Below are 20,580 nucleotides of genomic sequence, written 5' to 3'. Positions count from 1 at the left end.
GGTATTTCAGAACAAGAAAATGAAGGCGGTCGGCCTCAGTTGAACTTGTTATCCCTGGGGAAGCCACGAGGCGCCATGCGGCCCGTCGAGGCGCGCTTGCCCAGCCATTCCTCCAGATTGTTTTCCGTACGGGTGCGGCCCGCGGGATCGTGCCAGGACAGGCCGTCGGCCAGCGCGAAGGTCGTGAGATCGGACAGACCGCCGTCCTTGAACTTCTGCAGGCGCACGCCCTTGCCGCGCGACATTTCCGGCAGCTCCTCGATCGGGAAGACCAGCACCTTGCGGTTCTCGCCCACCACGGCGACGTGATCGCCCCAGATCGGTTTCACCAGCAGCGCCCGGACCTCGTCCTTGACGTTGAGGACCTGCTTGCCGCTGCGGGTCTGCGCCAGCACCTCGTCCTCGGGGACGATGAAGCCATCCCCCGCATCCGAGGCCACGATCAGCTTTTCACCGGCGCGGTAGATGCGCATGTCGATGATCTCGGCCTCGTTGGGCAGATCGACCATCAGGCGCAGCGGTTCGCCCATGCCGCGCCCGCCCGGCAGGTTCGCCGCCTGCACCGTGTAGAAGCGCCCGTTCGAGCCGAAGATCAGGATCTTGTCGGTCGTCTCGGCATGGAAGGCGAAGCGGCCCTCGTCCCCGTCCTTGAACTTGAGCTTGTCGCCCTGGCTCAGGTCGATATGGCCCTTCATCGCGCGGATCCAGCCCATCTTGGAGCACACGATCGTCACCGGTTCGCGCTCGATCATCGCCTCCAGCGGCACGTCCTCGACCTCGGCCGCGGCCTCGATCAGGGTGCGGCGCGCGCCGCCCTCGTAATCCTTGCCGAAGGTCTTGCGGGTCTCGCGGATCTGTTCGGCGACGCGGTTCCACTGCAGCTCGGGATGGGCCAGCAGATCCTGCAGGCCCGCGCGTTCCTCCATCAGGGCGTCGCGTTCGCGCAGCAGCTCCATCTCCTCCAGGCGGCGCAAGCTGCGCAGCCGCATGTTGAGGATCGATTCGGCCTGCACCTCGGTCAGCTCGCCGGTATCGCCCTGGGCGATCGGCGAGACATAGGCGGCCTCGGTGGCGGCCCGCGGGCGCTTCCTGGACCAGTCCTCGGCCATCAGCGCCGCCTTCGGGTCCTCGTCATAGCGGATGATGTCGATCACCCGGTCGAGGTTGAGGAAGGCGATCACCAGGCCTTCCAGCACCTCAAGGCGGTGGTCGATCTTTTCCAGCCGGAAGACCGAGCGACGTTCCAGAACCTCGCGGCGGTGGTCGAGGAAGGCGCGCAGCACCTCTTTCAGCGAGCAGACCTTGGGTGTCACGCCGTCGATCAGCACGTTCATGTTCAATGCAAAGCGGACCTCGAGGTCCGAGTTGCGGAACAGCATGTTCATCAGCACGTCCGGATCCACGTTCTTCGAGCGCGGCTCCAGCACCATGCGGATGTCATCGGCGCTTTCGTCGCGGATGTCGGCCAGGATCGGGATCTTCTTGGTCTGGATCAGCTCGGCGATGCGCTCGACCAGCTTGGATTTCTGCACCTGGTAGGGGATTTCCGTGACAACGATCTGCCAGGTGCCGCGGCCCAGGTCCTCGACCGCCCATTTGGCGCGCAGGCGGAAGCCGCCGCGCCCCGTCGCATAGGCGCGGGCGATGTTCTCGGGGCTTTCCACCAGCACGCCGCCGGTCGGGAAATCGGGGCCGGGGATGTATTTCAGCAGCGTGTCATCCGCGGCATCGGGCGCCTTGATCAGATGCAGGCAGGCATTGCACAGCTCGACGATGTTGTGGGGCGCGATGTTGGTGGCCATGCCCACCGCGATCCCCGAGGCGCCGTTGGCCAGCAGGTTCGGGAAGGCCGCCGGCAGCACGATCGGTTCCTGCAGCGTGCCATCGTAATTGTCGCGGAAATCGACGGCGTTCTCGTTCAGGCCTTCCATCATGGCCTCGGCCACGGCGGTCAAACGCGCCTCGGTGTAGCGCGAGGCCGCCGGGTTGTCGCCGTCGATATTGCCGAAGTTGCCCTGCCCGTCGACCAGCGGGTAGCGGACGTTGAAGTCCTGCGCCAGGCGCGCCATGGCATCGTAGATCGCCGTGTCGCCGTGCGGGTGGTAGTTGCCCATCACGTCGCCCGAGATCTTCGAGGACTTGCGGAACCGCGAACTGGGGCCCAGGCGCAGCTCTCGCATCGCATAAAGGATGCGGCGGTGCACCGGCTTCAGCCCGTCGCGGGCATCCGGCAGGGCGCGGTTCATGATCGTGGAAAGCGCGTAGGTCAGGTAACGCTCACCTATCGCGCGGCGCAGGGGCTCGGCCAGCAGGGTGCCGCCGGCCGTGAGATCTGGGGTATCTTCGGGCGTGTCCGTCATGGATCAGGTGATAGCCGCCCCCCGGCGCCCGGTAAAGCGGCAGCTTGCGCAGGCCGGGCGGGAAATCGGCGGAAATCCGGGAACCGGGGGCCGCCCTGCCCTGTTGCATTGACAAGCCATCTGTCCATGCCCGCCCGGAGGAGAGCCATGTTCCGCTTCATCTTCATCATGACGACCAGTTTCCTGCTGTTTCTGGCATTCTTCCAGATGAGCGGCGGATTCGATTTCAAACCCCTGGGCACGCAGATGGCCGAAGCCGATGCCGCTGCCCGCAAAGGCGCCGAACAGGTGGTCGCGCAGCAGGCCGACGCCCGGAAGACCGAGGCCCAGGCCGAGCAGTCCGCCCGGGCTGCGGGCGGGGTAGTGCAGCTGGCCTCGGCCGAGACCGCCAGCGACGCCATCGACCCCTCGGTGCAGGATCTGCCGATCGCGACGCTCAGCCAGGCGGCACTGCGGACGCAGGACGGCGACATCGCCATTGCGGCCACGCAGCCCCGGGTCAGCTCGGCCGCGTCGCGCAACGTCGAGGATCAGGGCCAGGCCGAACGCCAGGCCATCGCCCGCGCCATGGGCCCCGCAACCGACGCCGATGCGCAGGACCTGCGTCAGGTCGCGGGCGCGCTGGTCAACATGCGCTCGGGGCCGGGCACGGGCTATGGCGTCGTCGACCAGCTGACCGGCGGCACCCACGTGCAGGTGGTCGACCAGAAGGGCGGCTGGCTGAAGCTGCGCACCACCGATGGCAGCAGCGTCACGGGCTGGATGTATTCCGGGCTGGTGACTGCCTCGAACTGAGGGGGGGGCACGTCGCCCATTGCCTGGGCCGCGCACCTTCGCCACAACGGGACCATGACACGTTCGATCCTGATCACCGGCTGTTCCTCGGGCATCGGCCATGATGCCGCCCATGGCCTGACGGCCCATGGCTGGCGCGTCTTCGCCTCGGCCCGGCAGGCGGCCGACGTGGCGCGCCTGCGCGACGAGGGGCTGGAGGCGCTGCATCTCGACTATGCCGACCAGTCCAGCATCGAGACCGCCGTCGCTGCCCTGCTGCAGGCCACCGGCGGGCGCATCGACGCGATCTTCAACAACGGCGCCTTCGCCATCCCCGGCCCGACCGAGGACATCCCCCGAGAGGCCCTGCGTGCCAATTTCGAGGCCAACCTTTTCGGCCCCCATGCCCTGACGCGCGCGGTGCTGCCCCGGATGCGGGCGCAGGGCTTCGGGCGCATCGTCAACTGTTCCTCGGTGCTGGGGCTGGTGGCCGCCCCCTGGCGCGGCAGCTACGTTGCCACCAAATTCGCCATGGAAGGCCTGAGCGACACCCTTCGGATGGAGCTGCGCGGCAGCGGCATCGACGTGATCCTGATCGAACCCGGGCCGATCCGCACCGATTTCCGCAAGAACGCCATCAAGGCCTTTGAAACCTGGGTGGACTGGGAACGCTCGGCCCGGGTCGAGGACTACCGCAACGGGCTGCTCGACAAGCTCTACAAGCGCGGCACCCGCAGCGGCATGGAGGCGCGCTATGAACTGGGCCCCGAGGCGGTGACGGCCAGGCTGATCCGCGCGCTGGAAGACCCGCGCCCGAAGCCGCGCTACTACGTCACGACGCCCACCTACCTGGCCGCCACGATGCGCCGCCTGTTCCCGGCCCGGGCGATCGAGCGCATGATGCGCAACAGCTGAGGCCCGAAACCGGAGTCGCCTTCGCGGCGCTTTCGGCGTATTCAGGAGCAAAGCGCAGGGAGGTACGATCATGACCGGCAATCCGATCTTCTTCATCGCCACCGTGGCCGTGCTGGTCGTGGCGGTGATCCTGGTGAAGGGCATCGCCAATTTCGCCAAGGCGGGCGATCCGCGCAAATCCAACAAGCTGATGCAGTGGCGCATCATGGCGCAGCTGGGCGCCGTGCTGCTGATCGCGCTGGCTGCGATGATCACCCGGGGACACTGAACCATGGTCGTACTGTCGAAGATCTACACCCGCACGGGCGATGCGGGCGAAACAGCACTTGGCGACGGCTCGCGCGTGCCGAAACCCTCTCTCCGGGTCGAGGCCTACGGCACGGTCGATGAAACCAACGCCACCATCGGGCTGGCACGGCTGTCGGCGGATGCCGAGATGGACACGGCCCTGGCGCGGATCCAAAACGATCTCTTCGATCTCGGCGCCGACCTCTGCCGCCCGAACATGGACCGCGACGGCGAGGCGCCCTACGTGCCGCTGCGCATCATCGCGGCCCAGGTCAGCCGCCTGGAAACCGAAATCGACACGATGAACGCCGACCTCGCGCCGCTGCGCAGCTTCGTGCTGCCCGGGGGCTCGGCCCTGGCGGCGCATCTGCACCTGTGCCGCACCGTCTGCCGCCGGGCCGAGCGCCTCGCGGTGGCCCTGAAGGCGGAAGAGGGCTGCAACCCCGAAGCGGTGCGCTACCTCAACCGCCTGTCTGACTGGTTTTTCGTCGCCTCGCGTGCCGCGAACCGCAATGGCGCGGGCGACGTGCTCTGGGTTCCCGGCGCCACGCGGGAAGGCTGACGGCGGCGGGGGGCTCTGCCCCCGTCTCCTCACGGAGACTCCCCCGGAGTATTTCCGGTCAGATGATGAAGAACCGGTTCTTTCATCTGACCATAAGTACTCCCGCCGGAGGCATCGGCCGACAGGCCGATTTCTACAGCATTCCCGGCAGGACCAGATCCGGCGGACGGTGGCCGTCGGCATAGGTCTTGATGTTGATGATCACCTTCTCGCCCATTTCCAGGCGCGCCTCGTGGGTGGCCGAGGCCATGTGCGGCAGCAAGATGACATTGTCGAGCTCGCGCAGGCGGGGGTTGCCCTCGGCCTCGGGGGTGACGACATCGAGGGCGGCGCCGGCGATTTCGCCCGCGCGCAGCATCCGGGTCAGGGCGTTCTGGTCGACGACCTCGCCGCGGGAGGTGTTCACGATGACCGCTTCGGGCTTCATCAGGCGCAGGCGGCGGGCATTCATCAGGTGGAAGGTGGCGGGCGTATGCGGACAGGTGATCGCCAGCACGTCGGCGCGCGCCACCATCTGGTCGAGGCTGTCCCAGTAACGCGCCTTAAGCTCGGATTCCGTTTCCGGGCGCAGGCGGCGGCGGTTGTGGTAGTTTACCTGCATCCCGAAGGCCTGCGCACGGCGCGCCAGCGCCTGGCCGATGCGGCCCATCCCCAGGATCCCCAGCCGCTTGCCGGCGATGCGGGTGCCACACATGCCCGTCGGGCTCCAGCCTTCCCAGGCGGCGTCGCCTTTCATCAGCGCCATGCCTTCGGGCATCCGGCGCAGCAGCGCGAGAATCATCGCCATGGTCATGTCAGCGGTGTCTTCCGTCAGCACGTCGGGCGTGTTGGAGACGAGGATGCCGCGCAGGCGGGCCGTTGCCACGTCGATATGGTCGACCCCCATGCCGTAATTCGCGATCAGCCCCAGCCGCTCGCCTGCCCGCGCCAGCAGCGCCTGGTCGATCCGGTCCCTGAGGGTCGGCACCAAAACGTCCGCCCCCGGTAACAAGGCCGCGATCTCGTCGCTGCTCATCTGGGCATCGGCGGGGCCGAAATGGCAGTCAAAAAGCTCTGCCATGCGGGTTTCCACCCGCTCCGGCAGCCGTCGCGTGACAACAACACTCAGACGACGAGATGGCATGCGGATCCTCCTGCGGCTTCCCTTTCCGGGCGAACGACGGCAGGGTGACGCAAAGCGGTGCCCGGCACAAGAACCGGGGCGCTTTCCCAAGGCAGTATGAGGCACGAGCAGATGAGACTCCTGCATTGGCGCACGGGTGCCATTCTCCTTTTCCTGAGCGGTGTCGGCGGTGTTGCCGCGCAGGAAGCCAGCAATGCCGAACAGGCGGGGCTGGGCGGAGATGTCGCAGCCACGGCACTCGCGGCGGCTGGCACCGACACCAGCACCCTTCCCCCTCCCGCGCCGCCGGCAGCCGCCCCGGCGCAATTGCCCGAGGCGGCCCGGCCGCCGGACGTGGGCCCGGTCACCGGCCTGCCCCTGCCCCGCTTCGTGTCGATGAAATCGAGCGAGGCCAACGTGCGGCGCGGCCCTTCGACCACCAACAAGATCGACTGGCAGTTCCTGCGCCGCGGCATGCCTGTCGAAGTGATCGCCGAATATGGCCACTGGCGGCAGATTCGCGACCACGACGGTGCCGGCGGCTGGGTGCATTACGCGCTGATCTCGGGCAATCGCACGGCACTGGTGGAACAGGACATGCTGGAGCTGCATGCCCGTGCCGACGAAACCTCGCGCGTGGTGGCAAAGCTGCAGCAGGGCGTGATCGCCGACCTGGGCGCCTGCAGCCAGAACTGGTGCGAATTGTCAGTCAGCGGCTACCGGGGCTGGGCTCCGAAGAGCGGGTTCTGGGGCGCTGGTGCGGACGAGATCCGCAACTGACCCCGCCCTGCGGGTCAATCGAAGGCAGCCCGGCGGCCCCCTTCGATTGACCCAACGAGAGGTCGCATTTTCCGTCATTTAGGACTTGCGTGCCCCGGAGCATACCATTAGAGAACGCCTCACGGATGGGGCGTAGCCAAGTGGTAAGGCACCGGTTTTTGGTACCGCGCACCGTAGGTTCGAATCCTACCGCCCCAGCCATTCCTTCCGCTTGTGACGTTCGCCGAAGATTGGAACCTATCCGGTTCTACTTGGCATCTTGCCCGGGCAAGACTGGCATCTGCTAATTTTCCAAACGTCTCACCGTCCAGAATCCCTCTGAACTGACAGACATTTGCTCCCTTATGATGTCGTCCCTAAACTGAGGGACAACGAACACGGAGGGCACAGGCATGGCCAACTGGTATTCGGCCGACCTGCACTTCGGCCATCACCGCATCATCGACTTCTGCAAGCGCGCCTTCGCCTCAACCGCGGCGATGAACGCGACCCTGATCGCCAACTTCCAGGCCTGCGTCGCCCACGATGATGACCTCTGGAACTTGGGAGATTTCGCCTTCGGCCGCGCTGATGATACGGCACAGTTCGAGAGCTGGTTTCACAGCCTCCCTGGTCGCAAGCATCTGATCATCGGCAACCACGACGACGAAGCAGTCATCTCGCCCCCCCTGGGCCAGCACAGAGTACATGGCCGCGATTAAGGACGGCGAACATAGCCTCGTCCTGTGCCACCATCCGAAGATCACTTGGAACGGCGCACGCAGGGGCGCCCTACAGATGTTCGGCCACGTTCACGAGCAATGGGCAGGCTCGCGAAACAGCATAAATGTCGGTGTCGGCCAGTGGGATTTTCGACCGATCCAGATTGGAGAAATAGCAAAGCGGGCAGCCCGTATGCCGGTTAACAAGCATTGGGCAGATGTCGAACATGGACACGAGCTTCCGTAGACCAATTGAGCGGGTGGCATCTCGGACCAGCTGGTTGAGCGATCGCATGGTGAGCAAGACCTCGGAGGTTCGATCCCGCAAGGGCAGCTCGCCTCCGTTTTGAGAAGCACCAGATAGTTCTGCCTTTTTGATCAGAGAAATTGCCTCTGGTCGGGAAAATTACGCCTATGCGCTGCTGTCCGGTTCAGGATGGCTGCGCGTGGCTGGGAAACCGCCGGTGATGATCAACACAGGCGACTGCGCCCTGCTTCCGACGGGCCACAGTCTGGTGATCTCGGAAACGCCGGACGGGCCTGCTGCAGCCTATGATAAGCTGAGGGAGCTCGGAGGTTCCGGAGGCATCATCAAGTTGGGCGGCGGGGGATCGACGTCGATCCTCGCAGGGCATTTTGATTTCATCGCGCACACAACCTTCGACGAAGTCATGCAGCATGGCTTGGCCTCGTCGCTCACCAGCAAGTCGCTGACGGATCCGTAGGTGCGGCTCACCAGATCCTTCAGGGGTGCGGTGTTCAGCTGCTGGGTAGTCAGATCCGCCAGGGACACCTGGACCGGTCCGGCGTCCCGGTTTCCGACCAGCGTGTCGATCAGTTGCATCTCTGTCAGATTGGGGCTGCGAATACCGCTCATGGCGTGGCCTCCGTCAAATCGTTACGCTGAAGGGCCCGCTGACGGGGCCGGGAACGCCATTGGCATTCTGTGGCTCGATCCAGATGAAATGTGTCCCCCGAACCAGGCAGGCGTCGGTTTCCAGGTAGACCTGGATGTCGTCGATCGCGCCGTCGAAATCCGCGCTTGCCAGGACCTCGACCGTGTCATTGCCGGTCACCGCCTGGATACGATCACGATGCGTGCCGTCGGTACCGACTGCCGTTCCGGGCCGAACCGATCCACCCGTCAGGCGGGGCGTCACGGTGCCGGTGGTGCAATCGCTGACAGTGAAGGCGATGCGGTAGAACTGGCCGGATGTCATGACCACCGCCTGCGACAGGCTGTCCGCGCTGCCTGTGGTGTGCAGGGCGCCCCCTCGGCGATGGTCCATCCGCCCTCGGCCGTCCAGTCACCAGCGCTGGCCATGTCACCGCCCGAGATCACCTCCTTGCGCGTGATGTCCCCAAGGGTCACCGAACAGCTGTAGTACCGCGAGACCGAGACCGGCTTGCCGACGGCATCGGTCTCGCGGTCCAGCGTCGAAGACAGCGCGCGATAGATCTGGATCTGATCGGTGGCGCTGTCTCCTCCGGTCCCGACCTCGATCCGCGCGCCGCCGAGGAACGGTGTGATGTCGATCGAGGTCACATCGAGGGCGGCCGGGATCGCGGCCTGATCCGAGCCCACCACGAAGGACAGCACCGCCGTCACAGGGCCCGTGACGCCAGCAGGCGACACCGCCTCGGCCTGCAGCTCGACCGTGTCGGCAAGGGCGTAGCCGCTGATCGCGCCACCGCCGCTCGCGGCCTGGAGGGTCAGCGAGGACCATGCGGTTTCGCCCAGCCGCCGGTGATAGAGCGTGTACCGCGCCGTCGCGATGACGCCGCTGCCGGGTTCGATCAGAACGTCGACCAGCGGGCCGGACGTGGTTCGAACCGAGGTGAAGCGCGGTGCGGAAGGCTGCGAGAGGGTCTCGTCGATCTCGGCACCGACGCGGCCCGACCAGGCGGGCAGCTGGTCCTGGGCCAGCAGCTCGTCGATGATGGCCGTCTCATCCACCATGTGCAGGATCGAATGCCCGTCCTGGGTTGCCTCGACGCTGCGGACAATCAGCGCGAGGCTGCCTGATCCCGCCAGGCCTTGGCGACATTGCCGAGCTCCTTCGCCAGCTCCAGGACGCTCAGCCGGTTCTGAGCAAGCTTGGTATCCGCATCCCGCTTCCGCGGGGTCTTTCCTTTCGAGGGCCGATCCATGAGCCGATCCTCCTTTCCCAAAATAGAACGGAAAGAAGGTTAAGTGGACACTTTAGGACCACTACGTCGCTTGCCTCTGCGGCCAGTTGCGTCTCCGAACCCACATTGAAGGTCGGTTCTCTGCCCTCTGTGCGGCTCCCGCCGCATCCAGGGGCGCTATCCTGGCAGAATGTCCTGTGTCGATGGCTCCTGCATAGCAAGCGGGAAATGACTTTGTTGTATGCGGCGGCCCCTTGCCAGACGCTTCGCAATACCGCCGGACGGGCTGCGCCCGGCGGCACCGGGTCAGCCGGCCGGGCGCAGCTTGGCGGCCTCGGCCTCGGGCGGCAGGTAGTTGGCTCCGTCCTTGTAGGCCCAGTCGACCATCGCGGGCTTGCCGTCAACAAGGGCGGTCTTGCCCACCCAGGCCCCCAGCGTCGACTGGTGGTCGGCGGCGCGATAGTAGAACTCGCCACTCGGGGCCTTGACGTGCAGCTCCTCCATCGCGCCCAACATGGCGTCGGTCCGGGTCGAGCCCGCCTTTTCCAGCGCCGCCACAATCGACAGCACCAGATTGTAGCCAACCAGCGAGCCGATCTTGGGCGCCTCGCCCCAGCGGGCGACATAGGCATTGGCGAAGGCCTCGTGTTCGGGCGTCTTGATCTGGGTGCTGGGATAGCCGGTGACGATCCAGCCGTCGGGGCATTCCTCGCCCAGGGGATCCAGGTATTCCGGCTCGCCGGTCAGCAGCGATACCACGGGGCGGTCGTCGAAGAGGCCACGCAAAGACCCCTCGCGGACGAATTTCAGCAGGTCGGTGCCGAAGGTGACGTTGTAGATCGCCTCGGGCTTCGAGGCCTCAAGCGCGCGCACCGTGGCGCCGGCGTCGATCTTGAAGGCGGGGGGCCATTGTTCCTCGACGAACTCGACCTCGGGCTTCAGGGCGCTCAGCGCCGCTTTGAAGGCCTCGACCCCGTCCTTGCCATAGGCATAGTTCGGCGCCACCGTGGCCCATTTCGTGACGTTCAGCTGCGCGGCCTGCTCGGCCAGCATCTTGGCCTGCATCGAGGTCGAGGCCCGCATCCGGTAGGTATACCTGTTGCCCTTGGACCAGATCATCGCATCGGTCAGCGGTTCGGCAGCAAGGTAGAACACCTGCTTCTGCTTGGCATAATCCGAGACCGCCAGCCCGATGTTCGACAGGAAGGTGCCGGTCAGCATCACCACGCCGTCCTTGCTGACCAGCTCTTCGGCGATGCGGATGGCGGCGGCGGGATCGCCGGTGTCGTCGCGGCTGACGAATTCCAGCGGCTTGCCCAGCACCCCGCCCCTGGCGTTCACCTCGTCCAGGGCCTGGGTCCAGCCCTTCTTGTAGGCCCCCGTCGGATCCGGCAAGGCCGAGTACGAATTGATCTCGCCGATGCGGATGGTGTCGGTCTGCGCCATCAGGCGGCGCGGCAGGGCACTGGCCGCCGTCATCGCGGCCAGCGAAGAGATGAGCGTTCTTCTGTGGATCATGGGGATCTCCAAGTCGGATACCTGTTGGATGGGCATTGGGTGTCGTGATCTCGGGCCGCCCGGACCGGCGGCTTCTTCCCTGATCGGGACGCCCCATCGGGGCACCCGGCCTTCCGCTGTGTCGCGGATTTTAATGCGTACTCAAATCGTAATTTCGACCATTTCAGCCTGTCAACGATCCTTCCGACCTCTCCGCCACCTTTGCGGAACAGGCCCGTATGTCTGTCACTTCGCACCACTGCAAAGCTGAAATTCTGACCCACATCGGCTGCATCCATCCAGGGATTCCATTGCGAACACGAACCACTTTTCCCTCAAAGCCCCCCCGCGCCAGAAGGGAAGGCGCTGACGGCCGCTCAGCCCCCGACCCCTCACGGGAGGCCCAGGGCCGCCATCTCGGCGCGCAGGAAGGCCGCGATGGCGGCGTTCTGGCCGATCAGGGAAAACTTGGCCCCGTCGGCGTAATCGGTCAGGTTGATCATCTCGGTGGTGATCACCGCCAGCCGGCTGTCGGGGTGTTCGGCGTGGTGGCGCAGCACCTTGCGGGCGACATGCTTGCAGGGCTCCAGCCGCCAGGCCTCCCAGGGGGAATGCCATTCGCCGGGCGCGGGCCGGGTGAAGGGATAGAGGATCGCGCGCCCGAACGTCCCCTCGCGCGCGCGTTGCCAGGGATCGTCGGGCACCGCCGCCGCGCCATTGGCGCTGTCGTGGCGGGACCACAGGTTGCGCGGCCCCGCGGGCGTCACGGCGCGCAGCTGGAACCAGCGCACCAGCCCCGCCCCCAGCCATTCGTCGACCAGATTGCCGTCCTCGTAGGGATCGAGGATCAGCCGACCCGCGGCCACGTCCCCGGCAATCCCCGAGACCTCCAGTTCCTGCGGGTCGCCCATCTTGAAGAGGACATGGGAATAATCGAGCGTCAGGTTGAACGGGATGCCCAGGCGGTCGGCGGCCCCGGCCACCACGGCGATGCGGCGGGGGTCCTCGCTCCACATGTTCACATGCAGCTCGAAGCAGGGTTCAATCCCCAGAGCCTCGCCCATCTCCCAGGCCTCGGCCCAGGCGCGGATGACCTCGGTATCGGTGGCCCAGCGGCCCTCGGAATGCCAGCGAAAAAGCATCATGTTGTGCAGCCGGGCACCAACCGCGACCGCACGCTGCATGTTGGCCCGCAGCGCCGGCAGATAGCCCGGACCCAGGGCATAGACGCCGCTGGCGGTGGTGACAGGCAGGTCATGCGCGGCACTGAGGCGGCGGAAGGCATCGACCTCGCCCTCCAGCGGCAGGCGGTCGAAGAAGTCGAAGACGCCGGCCCCGGCGACCATGGCTAACTGATCCTCCAGCGGCGGTTCGCGGAACGACACCGGCCTGTCGGGCGAGGACGCCTGCGCCCCCCGCCCGTTGCAGCCGATCGGAACGGATCTCATCGTGGCGCCCTCCTGCCCCGCGCGGCCTCAGTCGTGATACACGAACGAGGGGTTGGGCGCGGCCGAGGCATCTTCGGTGCGTTCGCGCTCCAGCATCTCGGTGATGCGCTTGCGATAGATCATCGGGCCGCGGTCGATGGCGATGCGGATCGGGCGGCGTTTCTGCGGCACGGCCTCTTCGGCATGGATCGCCTCGAGGATCGCCTTGTCCTCATCGAAGGCGATGCGGAACATGGCGTCGATGCGCTCCGAGGCCTCCTCGGTCTCGATGGCGGTGTTGCGCAGGTGCATCCAGCGGTCGATCGTGTGGGTCTCGGACACGGGGGTCATGAAATGCAGCGCGAAGATGCGGTTGCCGCTGTCGCGGTCCGCCTCGGGGATCTGGCGGGCGGCATCGGCCGAGCCGAAGTCGATCACCGCGATCGAGGGCGCGTAAAGGTGGTAGTAATGCCAGCGGTCGACATTGCCGGTGAAATCGCCGAAGGCCTTGAAAAAACCCACCGGTTCGGCATCGCGGATCCAGCGCCAGGCGGTGATCGCGGGCCCCTCGGTCGAGACATGCACCGGCACGTTCTCGGAGGCGGAATTGCCCAAGGTGGTCGGGTGGACAAAGCTGACATGCGCCGGATCGACCAGGTTTTCCGCCACGTTCAGGTAGTTGGCATGGATGTGCAGCGCGTCGCCGTGATGGGCGTGCCAGCCGGGATCGGTGAACTGCGGCATATCAAAGATCGCGTCCGGATCGGCGCGATGCGCATCGCCCATCCAGATCCAGACGATGCCGTGACGCTCGACCACGGGGTAGGCCTCGACATAGGCGGCGGGCGGGATGATGTCCTGCCCGGGCACGCGGACGCATTTGCCGTCGGCCCCGAAGGTCAGCCCGTGATAGCCGCATTGCACCGCATCGCCGATCCGGCGCCCCTTCGACAGCGGCAGCAGCCGGTGCGGGCAGCGGTCCTGCAGGGCGGCGACGGTGCCGTCGCTGCGCCGGAACAGCAGCACCGCATCCCCCAGGATGACGAAGCGACGCAGCGCATCATCGACCTCGGACGACCATGCGGCGACATACCAGGCATTGCGGACCAATGTCGTCATTTCCACTCTCCCTCAGGATGGCTTTGGGAAAGTTAGTGCGTACTCGAATGATTCTCCCAAGGGGAAATCGGGAAAGATGGCTTTCAGATACCGGATATTCCCATTGGCGCACAGGAAACGGGCTTCGCGGTCGGAAACGGCCCCGACAGATGGCTCATTTAAATTTCAGTACGAAGTTATTTCTCCTCGTCCTGGGCGGACAGGACCTTGCGCAGCAGCTCCAGGAACAGGGTCTGCTCGATCGGGGTCAGGGGGGCCAGCAGATCGGCCCCGGCCTGCAGGCTGACGGGGATATGGGCCTGCGCCAGGTCGCGGCCGGCCGGCGTCAGCGCGATGACCGAGGCCCGCTGGTCCTCCGTGCTGCGGCTCTTGACGATCAGCGCGTCCTTTTCCAGCTTGCGCACCACCACCGTCGTCGTCGAGGGATCCATCGAGGTCAGCCGCCCCAGCTGGCTTTGCGCCACCGGCCCGACCCGCAGCAGCGTGACCAGGGCGACGAACTGGGTCACCGACAGGTTCGGCACCAGCACCCCCTGCATGAACAGCTGCGCGCCGCGCTGGTGGACCCGGCGGACCAGCTGCGCGGGATGGTTGCGGGCATCGTAGGCGGCGATGGCCTTGGCGTCGAAGGCGCCCGCGTGATCGCCGGAATGTTCGTCCATGTCCCTCGTCCCGTTCCGGAGGCTGCCCGGCCCCGGCACAGGCCCGGGACCGCCCCACCCTTACCTGATCTGGCCCGGCGGGTTCAACATAGCGCGGCCCGCCGATCTGGACCTATCAGAGGGGCGCATCTGGACCGTGTCAGCGCCCTGCCTGCCCCCGATAGAGAAGATATCGAACGGAGAACGTCATGATCGCAGCGGGTATCCTTGTCATGTTGGCCGTGCTGGCCTCGGCCTTCATCCGGGGGCTGACGGGGTTCGGCTTTGCACTGGCGGCGGTGCCGGTGCTGTCGCTGGTGCTGACGCCGGTGCAGGCGGTGACGGTGGCGGTGCTGCTGCAACTGGCGATCGGGGCGCGCGACATGGTGCGGCTGCATGGCCAGTACGACCGCGCCATGGTGCTGAGGATGTCGCTGGGCGCGCTAGCGGGGACGCCGGTGGGCATCTGGCTGATCACCACGCTGGATCCCGACACGGCGCGGGTGACGATTGCCGCCGTGGTGCTGCTGGGGATGCTGTTCCTGCTGCGCAAGCCCGACCGCCCGCTGCGCCAATCCGGGGCGCGCAGTGCGGCGGTGGGGGCGCTGTCGGGGGTGTTCTCGGGGCTGGCGGCGATGCCCGGGCCGCCCGCGATCGCCTACCTGCTGGCGACCGAGACCGCCCCCGCGCTGGCCCGCGCGACGCTGATGATCTTCTTCTTCGTCACCTCGGTCATGGCCACCCCGGGGCTGGCGCTGGCCGGCGCCATCGGCTGGCACGAAATCGCCCTGACCGCCCTGTGCCTGCCGGCGCTGCTGGGCGGCACCTGGATCGGTGGACAGGCCTTCCTGCGGATGCAGGCCGGGCATTACCGCCACGTCGCCCTGGCGGTGATGCTGGTTTCGGCGGTGCTGGCAGGCCTGCGTGGCCTGATGGCCTGAGGACCGCTGGTCGAAAATGCGGCAGGCCGGGGAAAGTTGACCCTGGGGCCGCGCATTTTCATTCCCTGAGGTCCGGTGCCCGGACATTGTTTCCATGCAAACGATCACATTGGCACGGGGGCCTGGCCTCGCGCGTGCCCGGGACAGGCCCTGCCGCCCCGGGGTGGGTCTTTGCAGCCTGTTGAAACATCGAATATTTCCGGAGAACGAGATGAAGAAACGATGGCTTGTCCTGGCCTCGCTCGGGGGGGTGCAGATCCTTTCCGGGACGGCGGCCGAGGCGATGGATTGCACGGCCCAGGCGGTGAACGCCCTGGGTCTGAAAGGCGTCAGCGTGACCCAGGTGGCGCGTGCCACCGATGGCGCCCCCGCCTGCCTGGTGGACGGCACGGTGGTCACATCGGGCGACGGCGCCCCCGATGGCCAGGCGGGCTTTCGCATCCGCCTGCCCGACAGCTGGAACGGCCGCTTCGCCATGCTGGGCAACGGCGGGCTGGCAGGCAGCGTCGCGGTGTCAGCCAACAAGGTCGACGTCGCCTATGCCGATCAAACGGGCTATGTCACCGCGATGACCGACCTGGGGCACAGCGCGAAAAGCGGCCTCGATGCCTCTTTCGCGCTGAACGCCGATGGCAGCGTCAACCAGGCGGCGCTGGCGGATTACTACTACCGTGCCTCGCATGACGTGACGCAGCTGGCAAAGGACATCAGCCACGCCGTCTATGGCCGCGATCCGGACCGCTCTTATCTGACGGGATGCTCGACCGGCGGGCGGATGGCGCAGGTGGCGGTGACCCATTACCCCAAGGATTTCGACGGGGTGATCTCGGGGGCGGCCTTCATGGACATTTCCTCGATGCTGAAGATCCAGCATTTCCAGATCAACCAGCTGGCCTCGGCCGATGCGCAGCTGCTGCCCGCCAAGCTGCCCGCGATCAATGCTGCGGTGCTGGCCAATTGCGATGCGCTGGACGGGGTTAAGGACGGGCTGATCCAGAACCCCGCCGCCTGCACCTTCCAGCCCGAAAGCATGATCTGCACCGGCGCCGAGACCGACAGCTGCCTGACCACCGGCCAGGCCCGGGCCCTGCGCGCCTATTTCACCGCCGTGCATACCGATGACGGCCAGCTGGTCTATCCGGGCTATGCCCCGGTCGAGATGTCGGACGGTTTCACCCTGTTCCAGGGCGGCGCGCAGAAGGCCACCGACGTGACCGCCGCCGAACCCTGGGGCAATGGCGGCTATTCCCCCGCGCCGCTGGAATGGGCGTTCTCGGATCACATCATCCAGGACATGGTCAAGCACGACCCGCAGTACGATGTGCGCAAGCTGGGCATCGGCGCCGACGGCACGATCCCCGCCAAGGTCGTGCAGGAATTCGTCGCCGCGACCGAGGCGGGCAACGGATCCGACCTGGGCCGGACGCTGGCCTATCTGCAGGGCGGCGGCAAGATGATCCTGTATCACGGCTGGGGCGACCATGCGCTGTCGCCCTTCCGCACCGTGCGCTTTGTCGATGACCTGGCGCGGCGGGATGGCGGGTATCAGGCGCTCGATGCCTCGGCGCGGCTGTTCATGGTGCCGGGCATGTCGCATTGCGGCGGCGGATCCGGGCCCGACAGCTTCAACACCCTGGCCGCCCTGCAGGCCTGGGTCGAGGACGGCACCGCCCCCGACAGCCTGATGGCGCAGAAGATCGCCAAGACCGGTGAGGTCACGCGCTCCATGCCGCTTTGCGTCTATCCGGCCGAAGCGAAATACAGCGGCACCGGCGATCTGATGGACGGGGCGAACTGGCACTGCTCTGGCGGGCAGGAGCTGCTGCACATGGGCAGCGTCGGCATTGCCGCCGGGATGCGCATGGCGGGCGAGCCCACCCAGTAGCGACAGCCCCCGGGCGGTGCGCCGCCCGGGGACAGCCGGTCAGACGGCCAGGTATTTCGCGCTGACCTCGGGCTGGGCGTCAAGCTCGGCAAAGGTGCCCTCGTAGCGCATCTGGCCCTTTTCGATGATATAGGCCCGATCCGAGACCAGCCGCGCAAAGTGCAGGTTCTGCTCCGAGATCAGCACCGAAAGCCCCTCTCGTTTCAGTTCCGCGATGACATGGGCCAACTGCTCGACGATGACGGGGGCGATGCCTTCAGAGGGTTCGTCCAGCAGCACCACCTTGGGGTTGCCCATCAGCGTGCGGGCGATGGTCAGCATCTGCTGCTCGCCGCCCGACAGGTGCTTGCCCAGGTTCTTGCGGCGCTCCTTCAGGTTCGGGAACAGCGTGTAGAGGTGATCAAGCGTCCATTCCGGGGCGCCCGCGCGTTTCTCGCGGCGGCCGACCTCGAGGTTTTCCTCGACCGTCAGTTCCTTGAAGATGCGGCGTTCCTCAGGGACATACCCCACGCCCGCGCGGCAGATGACGTGGCTGGGGCGGCCCAGGATCTCGACCCCCTCATAGCTGACCGAGCCGCTTTTCTGCCGCACCATCCCCATGATGGATTTCATCGTCGTCGACTTGCCCGCGCCGTTGCGGCCCAGCAGGGCCACGACCTCGTTCGGCTCCAGCCGCATCGAGACGCCATGCAGGATATGCGCGCCGCCATAGCGCGAATTCAGGTTGCGGACCTCAAGCACGGGCGGCCTCCTTTTCCTCGAACAGGGACCCGCCGCCCAGATAGACCTCCTGAACGAGGGCATTGGCGCGGATCTCGTCTCCGGTGCCTTCGGCGATCAGGGCGCCACGGTTCAGCACCAGGATGCGGTGGGAATGGGCAAAGACCACGTCCATGTCGTGTTCGGTGAAGATCACGCTGACATGGCCCTTGGCCACGATGTCGGCGGTCAGCTGCATCAGGGCGATGCGTTCGCTGGGCGCCATGCCGGCGGTGGGTTCGTCCATCAGCAGCAGGTCCGGGTCATGCGCCAGCGCGATCGCCAGTTCCAGCTGCTTCAGGTCGCCATAGGCCAGTTCCGAACAGGGCCGCGCGGCGTGATCGGCCATGCCGATCAGCTCCAGCAGCTGCATCGATTCCGCCACGTACATGTCGGCCGCCCGGGTGAACAGGTTGTAGACCTTGCGATGGTGCGAGATCAGCGCCATCTGGACGTTTTCCAGCACCGTCATCGACTGGAAGGTCTCGGTGATCTGGAAGGTGCGGCCGACACCCATCCGCCAGACCTTGCGCGGACGCATCCCCACCAGCTCCTTGCCCAGCAGCCTGACCGACCCACGGTCGGGCCGCAGATAGCCGTTCAGCATGTTGAAGCAGGTGGTCTTGCCGGCGCCGTTCGGGCCGATCAGGGCCAGGAACTCGCCCCGTTTCAGGTCAAAGCTGACTTCCTTGACCGCCTGGATGCCGCCAAAGCTTTTCGCCAGGTTGCGGACCTCAAGAACGTTGCTCATGCAGCGCCTCCTTCCCGGTATCCTTGCCCGTATCCTTGGCCCCGCGGCGGCGCAGGACCGCGCCCAGCCGCGACAGGGCCCCTGCCAGACCATCGGGGGCGATCAGCACCACCGCCAGAATGATCAGGCCGAAGATGAAGCGCCAGTAGTCGAGGCGCGTCACCCAGTTCTCGATCAGCACGAAGACCGAGGCGCCCAGGATCGGGCCTGCCAGCGCGTGGATGCCGCCCAGCAGCACCATGATCAGCGCGTCGATCGAATTCGAGATGTTCAGCACGTCCGGAAAGACCGAGCCCTTGGCAAAGGCCGACACGACCCCCGCCAGACCCGCCAGCGTACCGGCCAGGGTGAAGGCCATCCACTGGTGGAACCGGGTGTCGATGCCGATCGCCTCGGCCCGGGTTTCGCTGTCGCGGATGCCGCGCAGCATGTAGCCGAAGGGCGAATGGGCGGCGCGGCGCAGCAGCCAGACCCCCGCCACCACCAGCACCAGCGCGATGTAGTAATAGGCGGTTTCCGAGCTGGCCCATTTGGCCGGCCAGACGCCGATGATGCCGTCGTCGCCCCCGGTCACATCCTGCCACTGGTAGGTGACGCCCCAGACGATCTGGGCGGCGGCCATGGTCAGCATCGCGAGGTAAACGCCCGACAGGCGCACGCAGAACCAGCCGAAGATCAGCGCCGACAGCCCCGCCGCAACCGGCCCCACGATCATCGCGGGCACCATCGGCAGGCCCAGCCACTTGACCAGCAGCGCCGCCGCATAGGCCCCGACGCCGAAATAGGCGGCATGGCCGAAGGACACCATGCCCCCCAGCCCCATGATGAAATGCAACGAGGCCGCGAACAGCACCGCGATCAGGATGTCGACCAGCAGGATCATGGTGAAATCGGCCGACACCAGCGGCACCAGCGCCAGGATCACCACCAGCGCGCCCATCGCCAGCTTGCCCGAACGCGACAGCGCCTTCAGCGGCGCATCGGCGGCCGTGGGGGCGCCGGTCTCGCTGCCGGGTTTGCCCAGCAGGCCATAGGGGCGGAAGATCAGCACCAGCGCCATGACGATGAAGGGCAGCACCTGGGAAATCTGCGGAAAGACCAGCACCGCGAAGGCATTCAGCACCGAAATCAGGATCGCCGCGATGAAGGCGCCGCTGACGCTGCCCATGCCGCCGATCACCACCACGACGAAGGCGTCGCCGATGACCGAAAGGTCCATGTTCAGGTTCACCGCCTCGCGCGGGATCTGCAGCGCGCCCCCCAGCCCGGCCATGAAAGAACCCAGGAAGAACGCCGAAGAGAACAGCAGCGCCTGGTTGACGCCCAGGGCGCCAACCATTTCGCGGTCCTGGGTGGCGGCGCGCACCAGCACGCCCCAGCGGGTCTTGTGGAAGATCAGCCAGATCAGCCCCAGCACGACCGGGCCGATGCAGATCAGCGCCAGGTCATATTGCGGAATGGGTTCGCCCAGGATGCGCACCGCCTTCGACAGGCCGGGCGCGCGCGGGCCCAGCAGGTCCTGTGCCCCCCAGATCGCCAGCGCCGCGTCCTGGATGATCAGCAGGATGCCGAAGGTCGCGACCAGCTGGAACATCTCGGGGGCGCGGTAGATGCGCCGCAGCACGACCATCTCGATCACCAGGCCGATGACCCCCACCAGCAGCGCCGAAACCAGCACGCCCCCCCAGAAGCCAAGCGCGCCAAGGCCGCTCAGATGCGTGACCAGCGTGTACGAAAGATAGGCCCCCAGCATGTAGAAGGACCCGTGGGCAAAGTTCACGATCCGCGTCACCCCGAAGATGATCGACAGGCCGCAGGCAATCAGGAACAGCGAGGACGCATTGGCCAACCCCGTCAGGAGCTGCGCGAGATAGAAACCCATGGTGGGTCTCCCTTCTGGAAGAACGTCGGAAGGCGGGGCGCACCCGACCGGGGCGCCCCGCCGCTC

At 66.3% G+C, this 20,580-nt stretch carries 20 protein-coding genes, 1 tRNA gene and 1 pseudogene; 10 read left to right on the top strand and 12 right to left on the bottom strand.

Going from position 1 to position 20,580, the window contains the following annotated elements; genetic code table 11:
• Positions 1-35: 35 nt before the first annotated feature.
• On the bottom strand, positions 36-2,360 hold the full coding sequence (locus tag AC2ITM_RS04245) for a DNA topoisomerase IV subunit A (RefSeq protein ID WP_486468585.1): 2,325 nt from the start codon (positions 2,358-2,360) through the stop codon (positions 36-38).
• A gap of 147 nt (positions 2,361-2,507) precedes the next feature.
• Here AC2ITM_RS04245 and AC2ITM_RS04240 point away from each other — a divergent pair, with 147 nt between their 5' ends.
• The 4 genes from AC2ITM_RS04240 (at position 2,508) to AC2ITM_RS04225 (ending at position 4,899) form a co-directional block, all read left to right on the top strand.
• Complete coding sequence (locus AC2ITM_RS04240) at positions 2,508-3,155, top strand: SH3 domain-containing protein (RefSeq protein ID WP_486468584.1); 648 nt, start codon at positions 2,508-2,510, stop codon at positions 3,153-3,155.
• 54 nt (positions 3,156-3,209) lie between these two features.
• Positions 3,210-4,049, top strand: a complete 840-nt coding sequence (locus tag AC2ITM_RS04235) for an SDR family NAD(P)-dependent oxidoreductase (RefSeq protein ID WP_486468583.1) — start codon at positions 3,210-3,212, stop codon at positions 4,047-4,049.
• Positions 4,050-4,119: 70 nt separating this feature from the next.
• The gene (locus tag AC2ITM_RS04230) at positions 4,120-4,317 is read left to right on the top strand and encodes a twin transmembrane helix small protein (RefSeq protein WP_486468582.1); all 198 of its coding nucleotides are present in this window, start codon (positions 4,120-4,122) and stop codon (positions 4,315-4,317) included.
• Positions 4,318-4,320: 3 nt separating this feature from the next.
• Positions 4,321-4,899, top strand: a complete 579-nt coding sequence (locus AC2ITM_RS04225) for a cob(I)yrinic acid a,c-diamide adenosyltransferase (RefSeq protein ID WP_486468581.1) — start codon at positions 4,321-4,323, stop codon at positions 4,897-4,899.
• A gap of 133 nt (positions 4,900-5,032) precedes the next feature.
• Here the strand turns inward: AC2ITM_RS04225 and AC2ITM_RS04220 are convergent, their stop codons facing one another.
• Positions 5,033-6,022: a 2-hydroxyacid dehydrogenase gene (locus AC2ITM_RS04220; RefSeq protein ID WP_486468580.1), complete on the bottom strand. Its 990-nt coding sequence runs from the start codon at positions 6,020-6,022 to the stop codon at positions 5,033-5,035.
• Between the two features lie 111 nt (positions 6,023-6,133).
• Here AC2ITM_RS04220 and AC2ITM_RS04215 point away from each other — a divergent pair, with 111 nt between their 5' ends.
• From AC2ITM_RS04215 to AC2ITM_RS04200, 4 genes are all read left to right on the top strand, one after another.
• A complete protein-coding gene (locus tag AC2ITM_RS04215; RefSeq protein ID WP_486468579.1) occupies positions 6,134-6,781 on the top strand; it encodes an SH3 domain-containing protein in 648 nt (215 codons plus the stop codon).
• Between the two features lie 126 nt (positions 6,782-6,907).
• Positions 6,908-6,982, top strand: a tRNA-Gln gene (locus AC2ITM_RS04210).
• 191 nt (positions 6,983-7,173) lie between these two features.
• A complete protein-coding gene (locus AC2ITM_RS04205) occupies positions 7,174-7,482 on the top strand; it encodes a hypothetical protein (RefSeq protein ID WP_486468578.1) in 309 nt (102 codons plus the stop codon).
• A 374-nt stretch (positions 7,483-7,856) separates the two neighbouring features.
• Positions 7,857-8,207, top strand: coding sequence for a cupin domain-containing protein (locus AC2ITM_RS04200; RefSeq protein ID WP_486468577.1), 351 nt, complete (start codon positions 7,857-7,859; stop codon positions 8,205-8,207).
• A 165-nt stretch (positions 8,208-8,372) separates the two neighbouring features.
• Here AC2ITM_RS04200 and AC2ITM_RS04195 read toward each other — a convergent pair whose 3' ends face one another.
• The 7 genes and pseudogenes from AC2ITM_RS04195 to AC2ITM_RS04165 form a co-directional block, all read right to left on the bottom strand.
• Positions 8,373-8,702, bottom strand: a complete 330-nt coding sequence (locus AC2ITM_RS04195; RefSeq protein ID WP_486468576.1) for a hypothetical protein — start codon at positions 8,700-8,702, stop codon at positions 8,373-8,375.
• A complete protein-coding gene (locus AC2ITM_RS04190) occupies positions 8,699-9,442 on the bottom strand; it encodes a hypothetical protein (RefSeq protein WP_486468575.1) in 744 nt (247 codons plus the stop codon). Before AC2ITM_RS04190 ends, AC2ITM_RS04195 begins: the two co-directional genes overlap by 4 nt.
• Positions 9,443-9,492: 50 nt before the next feature.
• Positions 9,493-9,633, bottom strand: a pseudogene (locus tag AC2ITM_RS04185) (IS481 family transposase); the annotation flags it as partial.
• A gap of 285 nt (positions 9,634-9,918) precedes the next feature.
• Positions 9,919-11,130 carry an ABC transporter substrate-binding protein gene (locus AC2ITM_RS04180; protein WP_486468574.1) on the bottom strand — a complete coding sequence of 404 codons (1,212 nt, stop codon included), beginning with the start codon at positions 11,128-11,130 and terminating at the stop codon, positions 9,919-9,921.
• A 371-nt stretch (positions 11,131-11,501) separates the two neighbouring features.
• Positions 11,502-12,557, bottom strand: a complete 1,056-nt coding sequence (locus tag AC2ITM_RS04175) for a sugar phosphate isomerase/epimerase family protein (RefSeq protein ID WP_486468573.1) — start codon at positions 12,555-12,557, stop codon at positions 11,502-11,504.
• Positions 12,558-12,584: 27 nt separating this feature from the next.
• Positions 12,585-13,655: an aromatic ring-hydroxylating dioxygenase subunit alpha gene (locus tag AC2ITM_RS04170; RefSeq protein ID WP_486468572.1), complete on the bottom strand. Its 1,071-nt coding sequence runs from the start codon at positions 13,653-13,655 to the stop codon at positions 12,585-12,587.
• 176 nt (positions 13,656-13,831) lie between these two features.
• Positions 13,832-14,317, bottom strand: a complete 486-nt coding sequence (locus AC2ITM_RS04165; protein ID WP_486468571.1) for a MarR family winged helix-turn-helix transcriptional regulator — start codon at positions 14,315-14,317, stop codon at positions 13,832-13,834.
• 188 nt (positions 14,318-14,505) lie between these two features.
• On the opposite strand from AC2ITM_RS04165, the gene AC2ITM_RS04160 reads away from it, so the two are divergent.
• Together AC2ITM_RS04160 and AC2ITM_RS04155 are read left to right on the top strand one after the other, a co-directional pair.
• Positions 14,506-15,237: a sulfite exporter TauE/SafE family protein gene (locus tag AC2ITM_RS04160; protein WP_486468570.1), complete on the top strand. Its 732-nt coding sequence runs from the start codon at positions 14,506-14,508 to the stop codon at positions 15,235-15,237.
• Between the two features lie 211 nt (positions 15,238-15,448).
• Positions 15,449-17,122, top strand: a complete 1,674-nt coding sequence (locus AC2ITM_RS04155) for a tannase/feruloyl esterase family alpha/beta hydrolase (protein WP_486468569.1) — start codon at positions 15,449-15,451, stop codon at positions 17,120-17,122.
• Between the two features lie 39 nt (positions 17,123-17,161).
• Here the strand turns inward: AC2ITM_RS04155 and AC2ITM_RS04150 are convergent, their stop codons facing one another.
• From AC2ITM_RS04150 to AC2ITM_RS04140, 3 genes are read right to left on the bottom strand one after another with little or no spacing between them, the layout of a single operon-like run.
• The gene (locus AC2ITM_RS04150; protein WP_486468568.1) at positions 17,162-17,863 is read right to left on the bottom strand and encodes an ABC transporter ATP-binding protein; all 702 of its coding nucleotides are present in this window, start codon (positions 17,861-17,863) and stop codon (positions 17,162-17,164) included.
• On the bottom strand, positions 17,856-18,632 hold the full coding sequence (locus tag AC2ITM_RS04145; RefSeq protein WP_486468567.1) for an ABC transporter ATP-binding protein: 777 nt from the start codon (positions 18,630-18,632) through the stop codon (positions 17,856-17,858). The genes AC2ITM_RS04150 and AC2ITM_RS04145 overlap by 8 nt, the downstream gene beginning before the upstream one ends.
• Positions 18,616-20,514 carry an ABC transporter permease gene (locus AC2ITM_RS04140; protein ID WP_486468566.1) on the bottom strand — a complete coding sequence of 633 codons (1,899 nt, stop codon included), beginning with the start codon at positions 20,512-20,514 and terminating at the stop codon, positions 18,616-18,618. The genes AC2ITM_RS04145 and AC2ITM_RS04140 overlap by 17 nt, the downstream gene beginning before the upstream one ends.
• Between the last annotated feature and the right edge of the window lie 66 nt (positions 20,515-20,580).

The sequence above is a fragment of the Pseudooceanicola sp. NS-SX9 genome (assembly GCF_057380705.1).
The sequence above is the reverse complement of the archived record's forward strand: the minus strand, read 5'-3'. Positions and strand labels throughout refer to the sequence as shown.

What these genes read in the sequence shown, in the direction of transcription:
- AC2ITM_RS04245 (WP_486468585.1), bottom strand. Translation starts at nt 2,360, where the DNA reads ATGACGGACACGCCCGAAGATACCCCAGATCTCACGGCCGGCGGCACC.
- AC2ITM_RS04240 (WP_486468584.1), top strand. Translation starts at nt 2,508, where the DNA reads ATGTTCCGCTTCATCTTCATCATGACGACCAGTTTCCTGCTGTTTCTG.
- AC2ITM_RS04235 (WP_486468583.1), top strand. Translation starts at nt 3,210, where the DNA reads ATGACACGTTCGATCCTGATCACCGGCTGTTCCTCGGGCATCGGCCAT.
- AC2ITM_RS04230 (WP_486468582.1), top strand. Translation starts at nt 4,120, where the DNA reads ATGACCGGCAATCCGATCTTCTTCATCGCCACCGTGGCCGTGCTGGTC.
- AC2ITM_RS04225 (WP_486468581.1), top strand. Translation starts at nt 4,321, where the DNA reads ATGGTCGTACTGTCGAAGATCTACACCCGCACGGGCGATGCGGGCGAA.
- AC2ITM_RS04220 (WP_486468580.1), bottom strand. Translation starts at nt 6,022, where the DNA reads ATGCCATCTCGTCGTCTGAGTGTTGTTGTCACGCGACGGCTGCCGGAG.
- AC2ITM_RS04215 (WP_486468579.1), top strand. Translation starts at nt 6,134, where the DNA reads ATGAGACTCCTGCATTGGCGCACGGGTGCCATTCTCCTTTTCCTGAGC.
- AC2ITM_RS04205 (WP_486468578.1), top strand. Translation starts at nt 7,174, where the DNA reads ATGGCCAACTGGTATTCGGCCGACCTGCACTTCGGCCATCACCGCATC.
- AC2ITM_RS04195 (WP_486468576.1), bottom strand. Translation starts at nt 8,702, where the DNA reads ATGACATCCGGCCAGTTCTACCGCATCGCCTTCACTGTCAGCGATTGC.
- AC2ITM_RS04190 (WP_486468575.1), bottom strand. Translation starts at nt 9,442, where the DNA reads ATGGTGGATGAGACGGCCATCATCGACGAGCTGCTGGCCCAGGACCAG.
- AC2ITM_RS04180 (WP_486468574.1), bottom strand. Translation starts at nt 11,130, where the DNA reads ATGATCCACAGAAGAACGCTCATCTCTTCGCTGGCCGCGATGACGGCG.
- AC2ITM_RS04175 (WP_486468573.1), bottom strand. Translation starts at nt 12,557, where the DNA reads ATGAGATCCGTTCCGATCGGCTGCAACGGGCGGGGGGCGCAGGCGTCC.
- AC2ITM_RS04170 (WP_486468572.1), bottom strand. Translation starts at nt 13,655, where the DNA reads ATGACGACATTGGTCCGCAATGCCTGGTATGTCGCCGCATGGTCGTCC.
- AC2ITM_RS04165 (WP_486468571.1), bottom strand. Translation starts at nt 14,317, where the DNA reads ATGGACGAACATTCCGGCGATCACGCGGGCGCCTTCGACGCCAAGGCC.
- AC2ITM_RS04160 (WP_486468570.1), top strand. Translation starts at nt 14,506, where the DNA reads ATGATCGCAGCGGGTATCCTTGTCATGTTGGCCGTGCTGGCCTCGGCC.
- AC2ITM_RS04155 (WP_486468569.1), top strand. Translation starts at nt 15,449, where the DNA reads ATGAAGAAACGATGGCTTGTCCTGGCCTCGCTCGGGGGGGTGCAGATC.
- AC2ITM_RS04145 (WP_486468567.1), bottom strand. Translation starts at nt 18,632, where the DNA reads ATGAGCAACGTTCTTGAGGTCCGCAACCTGGCGAAAAGCTTTGGCGGC.
- AC2ITM_RS04140 (WP_486468566.1), bottom strand. Translation starts at nt 20,514, where the DNA reads ATGGGTTTCTATCTCGCGCAGCTCCTGACGGGGTTGGCCAATGCGTCC.